11 protein-coding genes are annotated in these 17,014 nt (G+C 70.7%); 5 read left to right on the top strand and 6 right to left on the bottom strand.

Annotated features, from left to right (window positions below; translation table 11 throughout):
- Positions 1 to 86: 86 nt before the first annotated feature.
- Both ACWDSL_RS00700 and ACWDSL_RS00695 read left to right on the top strand, forming a co-directional pair.
- Entirely contained in the window at positions 87 to 962 is an 876-nt protein-coding gene (locus ACWDSL_RS00700; RefSeq protein ID WP_450480243.1) for a helix-turn-helix domain-containing protein, read from the top strand.
- A 3-nt stretch (positions 963 to 965) separates the two neighbouring features.
- Positions 966 to 1,166, top strand: a complete 201-nt coding sequence (locus tag ACWDSL_RS00695) for a DUF397 domain-containing protein (RefSeq protein ID WP_450480242.1) — start codon at positions 966 to 968, stop codon at positions 1,164 to 1,166.
- Here ACWDSL_RS00695 and ACWDSL_RS00690 read toward each other — a convergent pair.
- The 5 genes from ACWDSL_RS00690 to ACWDSL_RS00670 all read right to left on the bottom strand — a co-directional run bounded on the left by ACWDSL_RS00690 (position 1,136) and on the right by ACWDSL_RS00670 (position 7,152).
- A complete protein-coding gene (locus ACWDSL_RS00690; protein ID WP_450480240.1) occupies positions 1,136 to 2,041 on the bottom strand; it encodes a carbohydrate ABC transporter permease in 906 nt (301 codons plus the stop codon). The genes ACWDSL_RS00695 and ACWDSL_RS00690 overlap by 31 nt on opposite strands.
- The gene (locus ACWDSL_RS00685) at positions 2,041 to 3,402 is read right to left on the bottom strand and encodes an extracellular solute-binding protein (protein WP_450480294.1); all 1,362 of its coding nucleotides are present in this window, start codon (positions 3,400 to 3,402) and stop codon (positions 2,041 to 2,043) included. Before ACWDSL_RS00685 ends, ACWDSL_RS00690 begins: the two co-directional genes overlap by 1 nt.
- 128 nt (positions 3,403 to 3,530) lie before the next feature.
- Positions 3,531 to 4,565, bottom strand: a complete 1,035-nt coding sequence (locus tag ACWDSL_RS00680; RefSeq protein WP_450480238.1) for a chitinase — start codon at positions 4,563 to 4,565, stop codon at positions 3,531 to 3,533.
- Positions 4,566 to 4,696: 131 nt separating this feature from the next.
- On the bottom strand, positions 4,697 to 5,404 hold the full coding sequence (locus tag ACWDSL_RS00675; protein ID WP_450480236.1) for a response regulator: 708 nt from the start codon (positions 5,402 to 5,404) through the stop codon (positions 4,697 to 4,699).
- Entirely contained in the window at positions 5,401 to 7,152 is a 1,752-nt protein-coding gene (locus ACWDSL_RS00670; protein ID WP_450480234.1) for a sensor histidine kinase, read from the bottom strand. The genes ACWDSL_RS00675 and ACWDSL_RS00670 overlap by 4 nt, the downstream gene beginning before the upstream one ends.
- Before the next feature lie 162 nt (positions 7,153 to 7,314).
- Between ACWDSL_RS00670 and ACWDSL_RS00665 the strand changes: the two genes are divergently transcribed.
- Positions 7,315 to 8,748 (top strand): cation:dicarboxylate symporter family transporter, encoded by a 1,434-nt coding sequence (locus tag ACWDSL_RS00665; protein ID WP_450480232.1) that lies wholly within the window; start codon positions 7,315 to 7,317, stop codon positions 8,746 to 8,748.
- A gap of 427 nt (positions 8,749 to 9,175) precedes the next feature.
- The gene (locus ACWDSL_RS00660) at positions 9,176 to 13,054 is read left to right on the top strand and encodes an nSTAND1 domain-containing NTPase (RefSeq protein ID WP_450480230.1); all 3,879 of its coding nucleotides are present in this window, start codon (positions 9,176 to 9,178) and stop codon (positions 13,052 to 13,054) included.
- Positions 13,055 to 13,233: 179 nt separating this feature from the next.
- Here ACWDSL_RS00660 and ACWDSL_RS00655 read toward each other — a convergent pair whose 3' ends face one another.
- The gene (locus tag ACWDSL_RS00655) at positions 13,234 to 13,428 is read right to left on the bottom strand and encodes a hypothetical protein (protein ID WP_450480228.1); all 195 of its coding nucleotides are present in this window, start codon (positions 13,426 to 13,428) and stop codon (positions 13,234 to 13,236) included.
- Between the two features lie 400 nt (positions 13,429 to 13,828).
- On the opposite strand from ACWDSL_RS00655, the gene ACWDSL_RS00650 reads away from it, so the two are divergent.
- The gene (locus ACWDSL_RS00650; protein ID WP_450480226.1) at positions 13,829 to 16,831 is read left to right on the top strand and encodes an AfsR/SARP family transcriptional regulator; all 3,003 of its coding nucleotides are present in this window, start codon (positions 13,829 to 13,831) and stop codon (positions 16,829 to 16,831) included.
- The last annotated feature ends 183 nt before the right edge of the window (positions 16,832 to 17,014 follow it).

The raw sequence follows: 17,014 nt of genomic DNA, 5'->3' as shown, positions 1-17,014 counted from the left end.
TCAATCAAGCCCGGGAAATTCGTAACCGATCTTGCGTGCGGACTGTGCTGGAGTCCACACTGTGCGTGAATCAGGGAGGTCGCCACATGACAGAGGCCGTGCAGGAGAATCGCGTCTCAACCGTCTTGGGACGCAAGCTCGGTGGGGAGCTCCTGCGGCTGCGGACCATGGCAGGTCTGACGCAGGGGCAAGCCGCGAAGGCCATCACCGCGTCCACCGGGAAGATCGCCAAGATGGAGAGCGGCTGGGTTCCCATGCGCGAGCCGGATATCCGGGCGCTGTGCGAGTTGTACGGCGTGTCCGAGCCGGAGGCGGTCGGCGCGCTCCTGGAGTTGGCCCGTATCGACCGCGAGCGCCGTAAGGCCAAGGGGTGGTGGAACAACGTCCCGCTCTCCAAGAACATGAGGGAGTACGTGCCTCTGGAGAACGCCGCCACCTCGATCAAGACATGGCAGGTGTCCTTCATCCCGGGCCTGCTCCAGACCGTGGCCTACGCCCGGTCGTTGCGGCGCGTGACGGTCCCGGACGAGCACCCCGATCAGGCCGAGGAGTTCGTGGCCTCCAGAGCCGCGCGTCAGCAGAGGTTGTCCGGGGAAGATCCGCTCTCCCTCTGGGCGGTCATCCCGGAGGCCGCGCTGCGCATCGCCGGTGCAGAACCCGATGTGTCCCGGGAGCAGCTGACTAGCCTTCTCGACTGGGGCGAGCGGCCCAACGTCACCATCCAGGTTCTCCCGTTCAGCGCCGGGCTCGCCCCAGGGCTCGCGGGCTCCTTCAACGTCATCTCGTTTGCCGAGCCGGGCTCGATGGATGTGGTCTATGCGGAGGTGGCGTTGTCCACGGCATGGGTCGAGGGTGGCGACAGCGCCGCGCAACACGTAACACTGTTCGAGGAGACCGCCCGGCGCGCTCTCCCCGAGGCTGAGTCTCGAGCCTTCATCTCGACTCTCGTTAAGGAACTATGAGCCGTGACAACCTTCACCTTCCGCAAGTCGAGCTACAGCAACGGAACAGAAGAGTGCGTCGAGGTGGCCACCAACCACCCCGACACCGTCGCGATACGCGACTCCAAGCGACCCGAGGGCCCGATACTGCGCGTGGGACCCGCCGCGTGGGCCGCCTTCCAGGAGGCCGTCGTTCAGACCTCCTCGCGCATCAGCCGCAGGTAGACGAGCGAGAACAGCGCACCCACCAGCAGCAACAGCAGCGCCACCGCCGTGCCGTAGCCGATCAGCGACTTGTTGAACGCCTGGTCGTACATAAAGACCGGCAGCGTCTGGCTGCGGTTGCCGGGGCCGCCTCGGGTCATGGCCCAGATGAGGCCGAAGACGGACAGCGTCTGGAGCGTGTTGAGCATCAGGTTCGTGCCGATGGAGCGGCGGATCATCGGCAGGGTGATGTGCCAGAAGCGGCGCGGCCCACTCGCGCCGTCGACCTCCGCGGCCTCGGTGATCTCCTTGGGGATCTCGGAGAGCGCGGCGGAGTACACGAGCATCGAGAAGGCCGTGCCGCGCCAGACGTTGGCGAAGGAGACGGCGAGGATGGGGAGGGTGTAGAGCCAGTTCTGGGACGGCAGGTGGAGCCAGTCCAGGATGGCGTTGAGCGTGCCCTCGCGGCGGAAGAAGGCGTACAGCAGAAAGCCCGCGACGATTTCGGGCACCACCCACGCCGCGATGACGATCGAGCCGGTGATGGTCCGTACCGGCTTGGAGGCGCGCTGCATGGCCATCGCTAGGGCAAGCCCCAGTGTGTTCTGGCCGATGAAGGAGGACAGCAGGGTGAAGACGAGGGTGAGGATGACCGCGTTGCGGAAGTTGTCGTCCTCGAAGGCGCGTTGGAAGTTGTCGAGGCCGACGAAGTCCGTGGTGGCGGCGCCGGTCAGCTGCATGTTGGTGAAGGCGATGTAGACGCAGTAGCCGATCGGCCCGCCGAGGAAGAGCAGCAGGAGCACCGTCGCCGGGGCGAGGGGGAGCCAGCGCAGGGGGCGGCGTCTCGGGCGGGCCGGGGCCGCCGGAGCCGCCGCCACCTTGGTTGCGGTTGCCATCAGTCCTTGGCCACCGTGGCGCCGTCGGCGATCGTCTTGAGTTGGTCGCCGTACGACTTGGCCGCCTTGGCGGGGGAGGTGTCACTCGTGGTCACCGACTCCATGGCCTCGCCGATCGCGGAGGAGACCTGGGGGTAGACGGGGAGCGCCGGCCGGTAGTGGGTGTACTTCACCAGGTTGGTGAAGAAGGTGATGCCCGGCATGGCCGACAGATAGCGCGGGTCCTTCGCCACATCCTTGCGGACCGCGATCTGCGCGTCGACGACGCACCATTCCACCGCGTTCTTCTTGGTCTGCATCTGCTCGATGAACTTCCAGGCCAGGTCGGGGTTCTTGGACTTGGCGGTGATCGCCCAGGTCCAGCCGCCGGACATGCTGACCTTGCCGGGCGCCTGGCCGTTCTGGGTGGGCATGGCGGCCTGGCCGAGGGTCTTGGACCATTCGGGCCATGGCTTGCCGCCGGTCTTGAGCCAGTTCTGGCCGAGCCAGGAGCCGTCGAGGTCGATGGCGAGTTTGCCCTCGGGCAGCCATTCGCTGAAGACGGTGGTGCCGACGTTGGGGTCGAGGGCGTCGGAGACGTCGGGGCCCAGCTTCTCGCCGTAGACGGTCTTGATGAAGCCGAGGGCGTCCTCGAACCCCTTGCCGCCGGTGACCCACTTCTTCGCCTTCGGGTCGTACAGCGGGTTCTCGCCCGTGCCGTACACCAGCATCTCGAAGCCCTGCATCACGGCGGCCTCGCCGGGGGCCTTGCCGGTGTAGACGTTGAGCGGGGTGACGTCGGGGACCTTCTTCTTGATCGTGCGGGCCGCGGCGAGGATGTCGTCCCAGCTCTTCGGCTGCCAGTCGGCCGGCAGCCCGGCCTGGGCGAAGATCTCCTTGTTGAACCACAGGCCGCGGGTGTCGGTGCCGTCCGGGATACCGTACGTCTTGCCGTCCTCGGCCTTGGCCGCCGCCTTCGCGGTGTCGACGAACTGGTCCCAGGTCTGCCACTTGGCCAGATAGTCGTCGAGGGGGCGCAGATAGCCCGCCGTGATGTCGGAGTTGATCCGGAAGGTGTCCTCGTAGACCAGGTCGGGCGCGGTCTTGGGGGACCGCATCATCTGCTGGACCTTGGTGGCGTAGTCGTTGTCCTGGGCCTGGATCGGGATCAGCTTGACCTTCTTGCCGGGGTTCGCCTTCTCGAACTCTTTTTTCACTCCGGCCAGGAAGTTGTCCTTGAATCTGATCTTGTTGTCGGTGCTGCGGTTGTAGGCGATCTTGACCGTGTCCGGGTCGCTTCCCGAGCCGCCGCCGCAGGCGGTGAGTCCTGCGGCGGCGACGAGGGTGGCGGCTGTGAGGATCAGTGGGGCGGTGGGGCGCACTGGCACGACCTCCTTGCTGGCCTCTGGGCTGCGGCCCGACCGTACGGTCGGGCCCGAGTCAAGGTCAATCCCCTTGACCAGGAACGCCCTTGATCGAACGTCAGCCCTAAGTGCCGAAGGGGCGGTCGTCAGCCCGTGTAGCCCGCCAGCACCTTGGTGAAGTCGTACGTTCCCTGGTCGATGCCGCTGCACGCGTCCGCGTCCCCGCCGGAGCCGCACTTGCGGTCGCGGTTGAGCGACCAGAAGCTGACCCGGGCCAGGTGGTGGCTCTTGGCGTACGAGACCACGGACTTGAAGTTGTCGAGGGTGACCGTCTCACCCGCGACATCGGTCTTGCCGTTCATGGAGGAGAAGCCGACCTTGCGGTACGCGTCGTCGGAGGACAGGCCGTACGCGCTGGCGACCGTGTTCTTCAGCCCGTCGACCGCCGACTTGGTGGCCGCCGCCATGTCCACGGAGCCCTGGCCGAAGTCGAACGGCATGACCGCCCAGCCGTCGACGTCGACGCCGGACGCGGCGCCGCGCTTGACGAGGTCCTTGCCGTTGGAGTCGGGGCCGCTGGTGGTCGTGCCGAAGGTGACGTACACCTTGATGCCGCTGTTCTTCTGCTTGACGATCTTCAGCGCGTCGATCACCCGCTGCCGGACCGTCGCGTTCTCGAACTCGCTCGCCTCGATGTCGATGTCGATCGACTTGAGCTTGTAGGCGTCGATCACCTTCTGGTACGCGCCCGCCAGCGCGGAGGCGGAGGAGCACTTCTCGCCAAGCTTGTTACCGCTCCAGCCGCCGAAGGACACCGTGACATCGCCGCCGGCCGAACGTATGGAGTTGATCGTCGACTGGTCGTTGCCGCCGGTGAGCGCGCGGGAGCCGTCCCACTTCGGGTTGCAGCCGCCGTCCGAGAGGATGAAGGCCATCGTGAACTGGGTGGTGCCGGTGGCCGACATCACATCAGTGGCCTTGGGCGGGCTGCCCCAGCCGAGGTAGAGGTACGGGCCGGTCTGGCCGCTGGCGGCGGCGGTCGCTTTCGGGGTGGTCGGGGCGGTCGGGGAGGCCTGGGCGGTGGTGGCGACGAGGGTCGCCGCTCCGCCCGTGGCTATCAGGGCGCAGGTCGCGGTGAGGGCGATCCTGCGGGTGCGCTTGGAGCGCGTGAACGTCTTCATGGCGGTGTGGTCCTCCTGAGGGGGGTTGGGAAGGAGGCGACGTGGGGGGTGCGGCTGTGAACCTAGCGAGCCGTCGTCGCGTCGACAAGATGGTGGATAGGAAAGTTTCCTATCGCCCGGTCGCCCGGCAGTCAGCCGGCGGTCAGCCAGCGGTAGACCAGCTCCGGGCGGCCGACCTGCCCGTACTGCGGCGCCCGCGCCGCGCGCCCCGCGTCGACCAGGTGCTCCAGATAGCGGCGCGCGGTGATCCGCGAGATCCCCACCGCCTCCGCCGTCGCCGCGGCGGAGATGCCGTCCTCGGCGGCGCGCAGGGTGTCGGTCACGGCCTGGAGGGTGGCCGGGGTCAGCCCCTTGGGCAGCTCGGCCGGCTGCGGTGCGCGCAGTGCGGCCAGTGCGCGGTCCACCTCGTCCTGGCCGCTGGCCTCGCCCACGCTCGCGCGGAATTCCGCGTAGCGCAGCAGCCGGTCCCGAAGCGTTGCGAATGTGAACGGCTTGAGGACGTACTGCACCACCCCGAGCGAGACGCCCTCGCGGACCACCGCCAGGTCACGGGCCGAGGTGACCGCGATCACATCCGCGGTGTGACCTGTCGCACGCAGCGCCCGGAGCAGCTGCAGACCATGTCCATCGGGCAAATACAGGTCCAGGAGCAACAGATCGGCGGGGGTGCGCTCCAGCAGGCGCTGCGCGTCGCCGCGCGTCCGCGCCACGCCGACGACCGAGAAGCCGGGGACCCGCTCCACATACATCCGGTGCGCGTCCGCGGCGACCGGGTCGTCCTCGACGACGAGGACCCGTATCGGGGCGGGCCGCGCCGGGTTCGCCTGCGACGGGCTCATCGGGCGGCTTCCTCTTCTTGGGCGGGCGGCTCTTGGGCGGGTTCCTGTGCGGCGGGTTCCTGTGCGGCAGGTTCCTGGGGGGCGGGCTGCTTCGGGATGGCTTTTGTGAGGGCAGTCCCTGGTTCCGCGAGCGCGGCTTCTGTCAGCGGCATCCGGACCGTGAATTCCGCGCCGCCGTCCGGCGTCCGGGACACCTCGACCGTGCCGGAATTGCGCCGCACCGCCTGCTGTACGAGAGCGAGCCCCAGCCCCCGCCCCGCGGACTTGGTGCTCCAGCCGCGCCCGAAGGCCGCCTCGGCCGTCGCCGGGTCGAGCCCGGCGCCCGTATCGCTCACCCGCAGCGTCAGCTCGTCGGTGACGGCGCGCGCGGTGACCGTGACGCGGGCGCTGCGGGCCGCGCCGCGGCCGGCGCCCTCGGCGGCGGCGTCCGTCGCGTTGTCGATGAGGTTGCCGAGGATGGTGACCAGGTCGCGGGCCGGGAGGCCGGGCGGCAGCAGCCCGTCGTCGATACGGGTGTCGGGGGCGAGGACGAGCTCCACGCCGCGCTCATTGGCCTGGGCGGCCTTGCCCAGCAGCAGGGCGGCCAGCACCGGTTCGGCGACGGCCCCCACCACCTGGTCGGTCAGCGCCTGCGCCAGCTCCAGTTCGGCGGTCGCGAAGTCGACAGCCTCCTCGGCCCGCCCCAGCTCGATCAGCGAGACGACGGTGTGCAGCCGGTTGGCGGCCTCGTGCGCCTGGGAGCGCAGGGCCTCGGCGAAGCCTCGTACGGAGTCCAACTCGCCCGACAGCGCCTGGAGTTCGGTGTGGTCGCGCAGGGTGACGACTGTGCCGCGCTGCTCTCCGCTGCTGACCGGGGAGGTGTTGACGACCAGGACCCGCTGGGCGGTCAGATGCAGCTCGTCCACCCGTGGCTCGGCGGCCAGCAGGGCGCCGGTCAGCGACGGGGGCAGACCGAGGTCGGAGACGTAGCGGCCGACCGAGTTCACCGAGTTCTCCGACAGGCCGAGCAGTTCGCGGCCGGCGTCGTTGATCAGCACGATCCGCCGCCGCCCGTCGAGCATCAGCAGCCCTTCGCGTACGGCGTGCAGCGCGGCCTGGTGGTAGTCGTGCATCCGGCTCAGCTCGCCGGCGTTCATACCGTGGGTATGGCGGCGCAGCCGGGCGTTGATCACGTAGGTGCCGATGCCGCCGATCGCCAGCGCGGCGAACGCGACGACGAACAGCGCCAGCATCTGGCGGCGCACCTGCGCGCTGATGGTGTCGACGGTGATGCCCGCGCTGACCAGCGCGGTGATCTTGCCCCCGGCCCGTGCGTCGCGCACCGGGGCCACCACGCGCACGGACGCGCCCAGGGTGCCGGTGTACGTCTCGTCGAAGATCCGGCCGTGCAGCGCGGGCCCGGTGTTGCCGAGGAACTTCTCCCCTATACGGTCCGGGTCGGGGTGGGTCCAGCGGATGCCCCGGGTATTCATGATGGTGACGAAGGCGACACCGGTGTGATGGCGCACCTGCTCCGCGTACGGCTGGAGCCGGGCGGTGGGGTCGTCGGACCGTACGGCCTCGGCGACGGTCGGCGAGTCGGCGACGGCGGTCGCGGCGGCGGTGGCCTGGCGGCGCGCGGACTCCTCCGCCTGGCTCCGGCCGGTGACGTACGAGAAGACCGCGCATCCGGCGACCACGACGGCGACCAGGACCACCTGCATGGCGAAGAGCTGGCCTGCCAGACTCCGGGGACGGGGGACGCGCATGCCACACAGTGTGCACATGGCCGTTTCGTGAACGAAATGAACGGAAGGGTGACCGCCATCACAGGCGGGGTGCATAGTCCTCGGGACCGTCCAGGGCGAAGTGCGAGCCGCACGACGCATCAGCCGGGACAGCTGGGCGGCAGAGCAGAAGGAGGCAGCACCGTGGCTGCGCAGACCTCGCCGCCCGAGTCCGTGGGTACGGATGCCGGGCGGCCGAAGAAGGACCGGATTCATTTCCTCTACCTCGCGGTGATCGCCGCGGTGGCGCTCGGCATCCTGGTGGGCTTCGTCGCCCCCGACACCGCCGTCGAGCTCAAGCCGATCGGCACCGGCTTTGTGAATCTCATCAAGATGATGATCTCGCCGATCATCTTCTGCACGATCGTGCTCGGCGTCGGCTCGGTGCGGAAGGCCGCGAAGGTCGGCAAGGTCGGTGGCCTGGCGCTCGGCTACTTCCTGCTGATGTCGACCGTCGCGCTCGCCATCGGCCTGGTCGTCGGCAACATCATCGAGCCGGGCAGCGGGCTGCACCTGACCAACGAGGTGGCCCAGGCCGGACAGGGCCAGGCCAAGAACGCCGTCAGCGAGTCGCTTCCGGACTTCCTGCTCGGCATCATCCCGACCACGCTCGTCTCCGCCTTCACCGTTCCCGAGGTGCTGCAGACCCTGCTGATCGCGCTGCTGGTCGGCTTCGCGCTGCAGGCCATGGGCAAGAGCGGCGAGCCGATCCTGCGCGGGATCGGCCACATCCAGCGCCTGGTGTTCCGCGTGCTGTCGATGATCATGTGGGCGGCGCCGGTGGGTGCCTTCGGCGCGATCGCGGCGGTGGTCGGCGAGACGGGCGTGGACGCGCTGAAGTCGCTCGCCGTCATCATGATCGGCTTCTACATCACCTGTGCGCTGTTCGTGTTCCTCGTGCTCGGCACGGTCCTGCGGCTGGTCGCCGGCGTGAACATCTTCGCGCTGCTGAAGTACCTGGCGCGCGAGTTCCTGCTGATCGTGTCGACCTCGTCCTCGGAGTCCGCGCTGCCGCGCCTGATCGCCAAGATGGAGCACGCGGGCGTCAGCCAGCCCGTCGTGGGCATCACCGTGCCGACCGGCTACTCCTTCAACCTGGACGGCACCGCGATCTACCTGACCATGTCCTCGCTGTTCATCGCTGAGGCCATGGACAACCCGCTCTCGATCGGCGAGCAGATATCCCTGCTGGCGTTCATGATCATCGCGTCGAAGGGCGCGGCGGGCGTGACCGGCGCGGGCATGGCCACGCTGGCCGGCGGTCTCCAGTCGCACCGGCCCGACCTGGTGGACGGCGTCGGCCTGATCGTCGGCATCGACCGCTTCATGAGCGAGGCGCGCGCGGTCACCAACTTCGCAGGCAACGCGGTCGCCACCGTCCTGGTCGGCACCTGGACCAAGGAGATCGACAAGGAGCGCATGCAGGAAGTGCTCGCCGGTCGGCTGCCGTTCGACGAGACGACGCTCGTCGACGACCACTCGCCGTACGGCGGGGACGACGCGGATGGCGACGCGAGCCCGGCGGTGCCGGAGCAGCGCGACGGCGTGGACACGGCCAAGAAGCACGCGTCCATCTGACCTGACCTGCCCCGCCCGCGCGGCACCTATCGCGCGCGGACATCGCGGCCCTGCCCTCCTGAATCGGGGCAGGGCCGCGCCCGTTCATTCCCGGGTCACTCATCCCCGGGCCATTCATCCCCCGGCCCGTTCATCCCCCGGCCCGTTCAGCCCCCGCCCGAGAACCCCGCGGGCAAGTGCGCCACCCCCGTGGCCGACTCCGCGTGAACTCCTGGGACGAAGGGGAGGAACGGAGCGACCAACAGGGCGACCCCCATGACCGCCGTGGCGATCCGCCCCCAAAGAGGCATGAGCCCCCACCTCTCTTCCTGTTCTTTCGTACGGTCCACTTCACCGGACTGGTGGTTGTTCGGCAGCCCAGTCGGCCCACGAAACAAAGGGAGTAGCGTCTGGGGCCGTACCAGGCCGTCAGGTGGGGGGATGGGGCATGGGCCGCAAGGAGAGCCCGCTGGATCCGAGCGCGGGCCCGGTCCAGCGTTTCGCGTACGAGCTGCGCAAGCTGCGGAGCGAGGCGGGTGGGCCGACCTACCGGGCGATGGCGCAGCGGGTGCCGTACTCGCTCACCACGCTGTCCCGGGCCGCCGCGGGGGACCAACTCCCCTCGCTGCCGGTCACGCTCGCGTATGTGGAGGCGTGCGGCGGCGACCCGGCCGACCGGACCGCCTGGGAGGCGCGCTGGCGCGAGGCGGCGGAGGAGACCACCGGCCTCCCCGCCGAGGACGACGACGCCACCCCGCCCTACCGCGGACTGGCCCGCTTCGAACCGGGCGACCACGAACGGTTCTTCGGGCGGGAACAGCTCGTAGCCGATCTGCTTGAGCTGGTCCGGGAGAGCAGGTTCGCCGCCGTCTTCGGCCCCTCGGGCAGCGGTAAGTCCTCACTGCTGCGAGCCGGTCTGATCCCGGCCCTGCGCGACGGCACGGCGGCGCCGTTACCCCGCCCGTCCGTGATCCGCGTCCTCACCCCCGGCGACCGCCCGCTCCGCACCCACGCCGACGCGCTCGACCCGAAGCTCGGCCCGAACGGGGACGATGGGGACACCTGGCTGGTGATCGACCAGTTCGAGGAGGTCTTCACCCTCTGCCAGGACCCGGCCGAACGCGCCGGATTCATCGAACGCCTGCTGTCCGCCCAGGACGAGGACAGCCGACTGCGCGTGGTCATCGGCGTACGGGCCGACTTCTTCGGCCGCTGCGCCGAACACCGGGAGCTGACAGCCGCGCTGCGCGGCGCCACCCTGCTCGTCGGGACCATGGGGCGGGCGGAGCTGCGGGAGGCGATCGTCAAGCCGGCCGCGGCCGAAGGGCTGATCGTCGAACGGGCGCTGACCGCCAGGATCGTGGAGGAGGTCGTCGACGAACCCGGCGGTCTGCCCCTGATGTCCCACGCCCTGCTGGAGACCTGGCGCCGTCGCCGCAGCCGGGCGCTGACCGTCGAGGCGTACGAGGCGGCGGGCGGTGTGCACGGCGCGATCGCCCTGACCGCGGAGCGGGTGTACGGGGAGCTCAGCGAGCGGCAGGCGGAGGCCGCGCGGCGGATCATGCTCCGGCTGATCACACCGGGGGAGGGGGCTCAGGACACCCGGCGCCCGGTGGACCGGGAGGAGCTTGGGCTGGACGCGGACTCCGCCTCAGGCTCCGGCTCCGGCTCCGGCGATACCGCGCTCGTGCTGGAACGCCTGGTGCGGTCGCGGCTGGTCACCCTCGACGACGGCACGGTCGACCTCGCCCACGAGGCCCTGATCACGGCCTGGCCCCGGCTGCGCGGCTGGATCGACGAGGACCGCCAGCGGCTGCGCACCCACCGCAGGCTGACCGAGGCCGCCCGCACCTGGGAGGAGCTGGGACGCGATCCCGGCGCGCTCTACCGGGGCGCGCGGCTGGGGGAGGCGCGGGAGGCGTTCGACAAGCCGGACGGCTCGGCCGAACTCACCTCCGTGGAGCGCGACTTCGTGGCCGCCAGCCGGGCTGCGGGCACGCGGGAGCGCCGACGGGTGCGTACGTTCGTGGGTGCGGTGGCGGTGCTGGTGGCGCTGGCGCTCGTGGCCGGGGTGGTGGCGTGGCAGCAGAACCGGGCGGGGGAGCAGCGGCGGGCGGAGGCCGTGTCCCGGCGGATCGCGTCCGTCGCGCAGAACATGCGGTACGCGGATCCGGTGACGGCGATGCGGCTGAGCGTGGCGGCGTGGAACATCAGCCACACGGTGGAGGCGAGAGCGGCGCTGCTGGGGGCGATGGCGCAGCGCGAACAGGACACTTTCACCGCCTCGGGAGGCGGCGCGGACGACGACGCGATGCTGAGCGGTGACGGCCGTACGCTCGTGACCTCTGGGATGAACGGCGAGCTGCGCGGCTGGGACGTCCCCACTCATCGCCGGATCAGCTCCGTCAAGCTGAGCAACGAGACGGCGATCGTGTCGGCCGTCTCCCCGGACGGGCGGCAGGTCGTGACGTTCGGGGACGATGGTCTCCGACTGCGGGACCGCGCCTCCGGCCGACCCATCGGCCCGCGCCTCGATACCGAGGACGAGGACGGGGACGCGTACTTCGGGGCGAGCGGACGCACCGTCGTCGTGGTGGACGGGCACTGGCTCCGGCTGTGGGACATCCGGCATCGCCGCATCCTGTTCCAGCGCTCCAGCGAGAGCATGCAGGTGCCGGGGCTCAGCGCGGACGACAGGAGGGTCGCGCTGTGTTCGGACCAGGATGACCTGGAGGTCTGGGATGTCCGCGAGCATCGCCGGATACGTACGCTCCCCGCTGTTGTCTCGCGTCCGGTCTGCGATCCGGACGCCGATGTCGACAGCGAGTTCACACTCACACCGGACGGCCAAAGGCTGCTGATCGCCACCGCGAAAGGGATTCGCGGCTGGGAGCTGGCCTCTGGAAAGGAACTGCCAGGCATCTCCCACTCCGGGCTCTCGGACCTCACCGTCAGCCGTGACGGGCGGTTGCTGGCAGCCACGGATGACCAGGAGATCCTGATGTGGCGGCTCGACAGCCCTGGGAAGCCGGTCTACCGGCATCCCCTGGCCGGTCGGCGGATCTCCGGTCTGAAGCTGGATGCGGACCACGGGGTCATCCGGTACCAGGAGGGGGACATCGTCATGAGCGACGCGGTGCGCACCCTCTACCTGGGCAACGCCACGGCCCCGGGATGGGGGCCGAAGCGGGACGGGGCAGCCCTGTTCAGCCCCGACGCGAACCTGATCGCGGAGGTGCGGACGTCGGGCGAGCGTGAACGGATCGAGCTACGGCCCACCGGCGGAGGAGCCTCGGTTGCCGCCGCCCTGCCCTCGGCCGGCTGCCGGACCACTGCTCAACCGGGGCACAAGGGTCAGTACTGCTTGCCGCTCATGGCGTTCAGCGCGGACGGGCGGACCTTCGCCTATGGGTTCGGCGAGCGCAACGCGGCCGACGGCCGGCCCCGGGCGGAGCGGGTTGCGGTGTGGGACGTGCGCAAGGGCCGTAAAACGGCCGACCTCGTGCTCACCCCGAAGGACGAAGACGGGTCGGGCGCCGACCCGCTCGCGCTGACGGAAGACGGGTCGGGCGCCGACTCGATCGCGCTGACGCCGGACGGGAAGACCGTGCTCGCCTACCGGCACAATCCGGAGACCCTGGAGCTCTGGGGAATCCGCAGCCGCACCAAGGTGACCCGGCGGCCGGACGGGTCGGGGGAGATGGTGAGCAGCGGTAGTGGCAACCTCTGGACGGGGGGGTTCCCGGACTCCTCGGCCCTGGCCGTGCGACCCGACGGCCGGATGGTCACCACGGCGTCCGGGCAGCGCTTCACCCTCCCCTCGGGCCGTCCGCAGCGACCCACCCGTTCCCAGGACCCGGTCTACGCGCTGGCCTACCGCCCTGATGGTGAACAACTGGCCCGCGGCACGGACTCGGGGCAGGTGACGCTGTGGGACGGCAGTGCCGAGCGGCGTCTGGGCGTTGTCGCCGGGACGCTCACCGGCGAGGGGCGCGAGAGCGCCCAGCCCGTGCAGGCCCTGGCCTACTCGCCCGACGGCAAGATCCTGGCCGTGGCGGGGCAGACAGGGACGCTGCGGCTATGGGACACCGCGTCGGGCCTCCCGCTGGGGTCCGCCTTGCTCACCGCGGGCGACAACATCCGGGCCATGTCCTTCAGCGCGGACGGCAGGACCCTGCTGGTCGCGGGCGAACACGTACCGCTCCAGAGGATCGCCGTCGACCCCGGGCGCGTCACCACCGCCGTCTGCGAGCGCGCGGGCGGCGGTCTGCACCGCGCCGACTGGAAGACGTACATCCCCGAAGTCCCGTACCGCAAGATGTGCTGAACGAGACCGTAATGGCGGGCAGTCGAGATCCCGCGCCTCCCCCCGTGGAAGGCGCGGGCGCATAAGGGCGCTGACATCAGCGCACGTATCAGCGGGACATCAGCGGGAGTTAAGCGCTTACTGAAATCCGCGCTGAACCCCGTACGGAAACCCGTACGGAATGCCGCCGCGCAAGCGCGTCAGTGTTCGCCGTCCACCGCGGGCCGCAGCTGTTCCGGGAGCGCGGTCCATTCGGGGCCGTCGTCCTGGGGCTTGATCCAGGCGACGTTTCCGCCGGTGTCGATATAGGCGACGCGGCCGATGGCCTCGCGCTCGATGTCGTACACGAGGTCGCCTATCCGAGGAAGGGTGCGAGTCTGTCCCGTAGCCGTCATGAGCTGCCCTTTCGCCATAGCGCTGCCTGTCGGCGCGGATCTGGCCGCCTCGGCCTTGTAGCCGGCCGCCCCGAGGAATCCAACCGCGAGGAGTCCGGCTGCCAGGGCCCGGTTGTACCGGCCGCTCGGTCTGCGCGGTCCGGCCGGTCCGGCGGTATTCGATACGCGGATCAAGCCCCCCATGTCGCCCCCGCTGTCTGGGTACAGAGGGCTCCCCGTTACCGCGGGCTCCCCGTCCAGCGGGGTATGCGCCGGACGTGAGCGTGGGTGCGCCGCAGCGCCCTCATTGCCCGTAGCGTGCAATGCGGAGCTGATGTCTCGCTGATGCGGCGCTGACCTGTCCCTGTGGGTAGGCTGCGAGATGGCCGCAGGGAATCTCAGGTACCGACGGGGGAAGCGCGTGCACGGGACCGAGTTTCGTCTGCTGGGCCCGGTCGGTATATGGCAGGGCGAGCAGGGACTCGGCCCGACCGCCGCCCAGCAGCGATCCGTCCTGGCGATGCTGTTGCTGGAGCCGGGGCGAGTGGTCTCCGTGGACCGGCTGGTGCTGGCCGTATGGGGAGAGGATCCGCCGGGGTCCGCGCGCAACGCCGTACAGGTCCAGATATCCAAACTGCGCAGGATCCTGGCCGCGCTGGCCGACACCGAGCTGTCCACCTCCGCGCAAGGCTACTGCCTCACCGTCGACCAGGAGCGGGTGGACCTGCACCGTTTCCGGGAGTTGGTGCGCGAGGCGCGGACGGTCGGCGACGGCCCGGCCGGTGAGCTGCTGCACGCGGCGCTCCAGCTGTGGCGCGGCCCCGCGCTCGCGGATGTCGCGGGCGGCTGGCTGCCCGAGACCGTCGGGGCGGGCCTCGAGGAGGAGCGGCGCGCGGTGGTGGAGGAGTGCGCCGCGATCGATCTGCGCTCCGGGCGGCACCAGGAGGCGGCCGCCGTACTGTCCCCTCTGGTGGCGGAGCACCCGCTGCGGGAGCGGTCGGTGGGCCTGCTGATGGAGGCGCTGAGCCGGAGCGGCCGGCGGGCCGACGCGCTCGCGCTCTTCCGTGGTACGCGGCAGCGGTACGTCGACGAGCTGGGCATCGAGCCGGGGGACGACCTGCAGCGGCTGCACCGGAAGGTGCTGGACGCGCAGCCGGCGGGGGCGGACCGGGCGGGTGTGGCTCTGGCGGGCGCGGATTCGGACCCGGCAGCCGCAGACCATACGCCCGCCCCGGCTTCAGCTGCCCCAGCTGCTGCCGCCCCCACGGCGGTCGTGGCTCCAGCCACTGCGGCCCCGGCTACCGCCGCCCCGCCCTCATCCGCCTCGCAGGACACCTCCCCCGAGTCCCCCTCCGAGTCCCCACCGGCCGCCGAGGTCGCCGTACCGCAGCAACTCCCCGCCGATGTCGTCCACTTCACCGGGCGGGAACGGGAACTGGCCGGGCTCGACGCGCTGCTGCGCCCCGCGCCCGGGTCCGGAACTGGAACTGGACCCCCAACCGGGCGGGTGCCCACCGCGGCGGTGATCTCCGTGATCGCGGGCAGTGGCGGCCTCGGCAAGACCACCCTGGCCGTGCACTGGGCCCACCGGGTCCGCGACCGCTTCCCCGACGGTCAGCTGTATGTGAACCTCCGCGGCTTCGGCCCGACCGGCTCGGCGATGACCCCCTCCGAGGCGGTACGGGGCTTTCTGGACGCCTTCCAGGTGCCCGCGCACCGGATACCGGCCACCGTGGAGGCCCAAACCGCGCTCTACCGCAGTCTGTTGGCGGGCCGCCGGGTGCTGATCCTGCTGGACAACGCGCGCGACGCCGACCAGGTCCGCCCCCTGCTGCCCGGGGCGCCCGGCTGTCTGGTGCTGCTGACCAGCCGTAACGAACTCACCGGGCTGGTCGTCGCGGAGCAGGCCCAGCCGCTGCCGCTGGATCTGCTCGACCGGGCCGAGGCGCGCGAACTGCTCGCCCGCAGGCTGGGTGCCGAGCGGGTGGCGGCCGAGCCGGAGGCGGTGGAGGACGTCGTCACGGTGTGCGCGGGGCTGCCCTTGGCGCTGGCCATCGTCGCCGCCCGCGCGGCCACTCACCCCGGCTTCTCCCTCGAAGCCCTCGCCCGCGAGCTGCACGACGCCCGCGGCAGCCTGGACGCGTTCGACGGCGGTGACGCCACGACCGACGTCCGGGCGGTGTTCTCGTGGTCGTACCACACCATGGGCACCGACGCCGCCCGGCTGTTCCGGCTGCTGGGCGTGCACCCCGGCCCGGACATCTCGGCCGCCGCCGTGGCCAGCCTGATGGGGTTGCCCGTACCGCAGGCCCGGCGGCTGCTGCTCCAGCTGACCCGGGCCCATCTGCTCACCGAGCGCAGCCCGGGCCAGTACGCGCTGCACGACCTGCTGCGCGCCTACGCCACCGAGCTGGCCGAGGCGTACGACTCCGAGGACGACCGGCGCGCCGCGCTGCACCGCACCCTCGACCACTATCTGCACACCGCCGTCGCCGCCGGCCGGGTGTTCACCCCGCAGCGCACGCCCCTCACCCTCCCCGCGGCGCAGCCCGGTGTCTGCACCGAGTCGTTCGCCGATTACGCCGAGGTGCTGACCTGGTTCACCGCCGAACACCGTGTCCTGGTCGCCGCGCAACAGCAGGCCGCGAAGAGCGGATTCGAGACCTACGCCTGGCGGCTGGCCTGGTCGCTCGCCGAGTTCCTCGACCAGCTCGGACACTGGCACGACCAGGACGTCGTCCACACCGTGGCCCTCGACGCGGCGCTGCGTACGGACAACCTGGCCGGACAGGCCCACGCTCACCACGGCCTCGGCCTCGCCGATCTGCGGATGGCCCGCTACGACCAGGCCCGAGACCACCTGATGCGCGCCCTCGACCTGCACGGCAGCACCGGCAACCCGGCCGGCCAGGCCCTCATCCACGTCGCGCTCAACCAGGCGGGCGAGCGGCAGGGCCGCCACGAGGAGGGGCTCTACCACGCGCAGCGCACCCTCGAGCTGTACCGCGAGGTCGGCCAGCGCAGCGGGGAGGCGTACGCGCTGAACAACGTCGGCTGGGCGTACGCCATGGTCGGCCAGTACCAGCAGACCCTGGTCCACTGCGAGAAGGCGCTGCGGATGCTCCAGCAGGCGCACGACGGGCGGGGCGCCTCCGCCGCCTGGGACAGCCTCGGCTATGCCCACCACCGCCTCGGCGACCACGAACAGGCCATCACCTGCTACCGCAACGCCGTGGAGCTGCGCCGCGAGCGCGGCCAGCGGGTCAGGGCGGCCGAGACCATGTACCGCCTGGGCAGCGCCCAGCTGGCCGCCGACGATGTCCCCGGCGCCCGGGACACCTGGCGGCAGGCCCTGACCATGTTCGACGCCCTCGGCCACCCGGACGCCGGCCGGGTCCGCGAGGAACTCGGCCGGCTCGGGTGATCTAGCAGCACCTGGAGACCGGGGCGGCGCTCGCCGTCGCCGCCGTGATGCCGGACGCGGCGACGAGACCGCATGCGATGAGCGCGATGGAGAGCGCCCGCAACAGCCGCTGTTTCATGTTGTCCTCCTTCCGCCTTTGCTGGGCCGTACGGAAGCGAGTACAGCGGCGGTGTGATTGTTCGG

The sequence above is a fragment of the Streptomyces sp. NPDC000941 genome, from assembly GCF_053599555.1.
This window is presented reverse-complemented; position numbering and strand designations above follow the sequence as displayed.

Bases quoted from the DNA above. Each gene is read 5' to 3' on its own strand.
- ACWDSL_RS00700 (WP_450480243.1), top strand. From the start codon at position 87: ATGACAGAGGCCGTGCAGGAGAATCGCGTCTCAACCGTCTTGGGACGC.
- ACWDSL_RS00670 (WP_450480234.1), bottom strand. From the start codon at position 7,152: ATGCGCGTCCCCCGTCCCCGGAGTCTGGCAGGCCAGCTCTTCGCCATG.
- ACWDSL_RS00690 (WP_450480240.1), bottom strand. From the start codon at position 2,041: ATGGCAACCGCAACCAAGGTGGCGGCGGCTCCGGCGGCCCCGGCCCGC.
- ACWDSL_RS00680 (WP_450480238.1), bottom strand. From the start codon at position 4,565: ATGAAGACGTTCACGCGCTCCAAGCGCACCCGCAGGATCGCCCTCACC.
- ACWDSL_RS00660 (WP_450480230.1), top strand. From the start codon at position 9,176: ATGGGCCGCAAGGAGAGCCCGCTGGATCCGAGCGCGGGCCCGGTCCAG.
- ACWDSL_RS00675 (WP_450480236.1), bottom strand. From the start codon at position 5,404: ATGAGCCCGTCGCAGGCGAACCCGGCGCGGCCCGCCCCGATACGGGTC.
- ACWDSL_RS00655 (WP_450480228.1), bottom strand. From the start codon at position 13,428: ATGACGGCTACGGGACAGACTCGCACCCTTCCTCGGATAGGCGACCTC.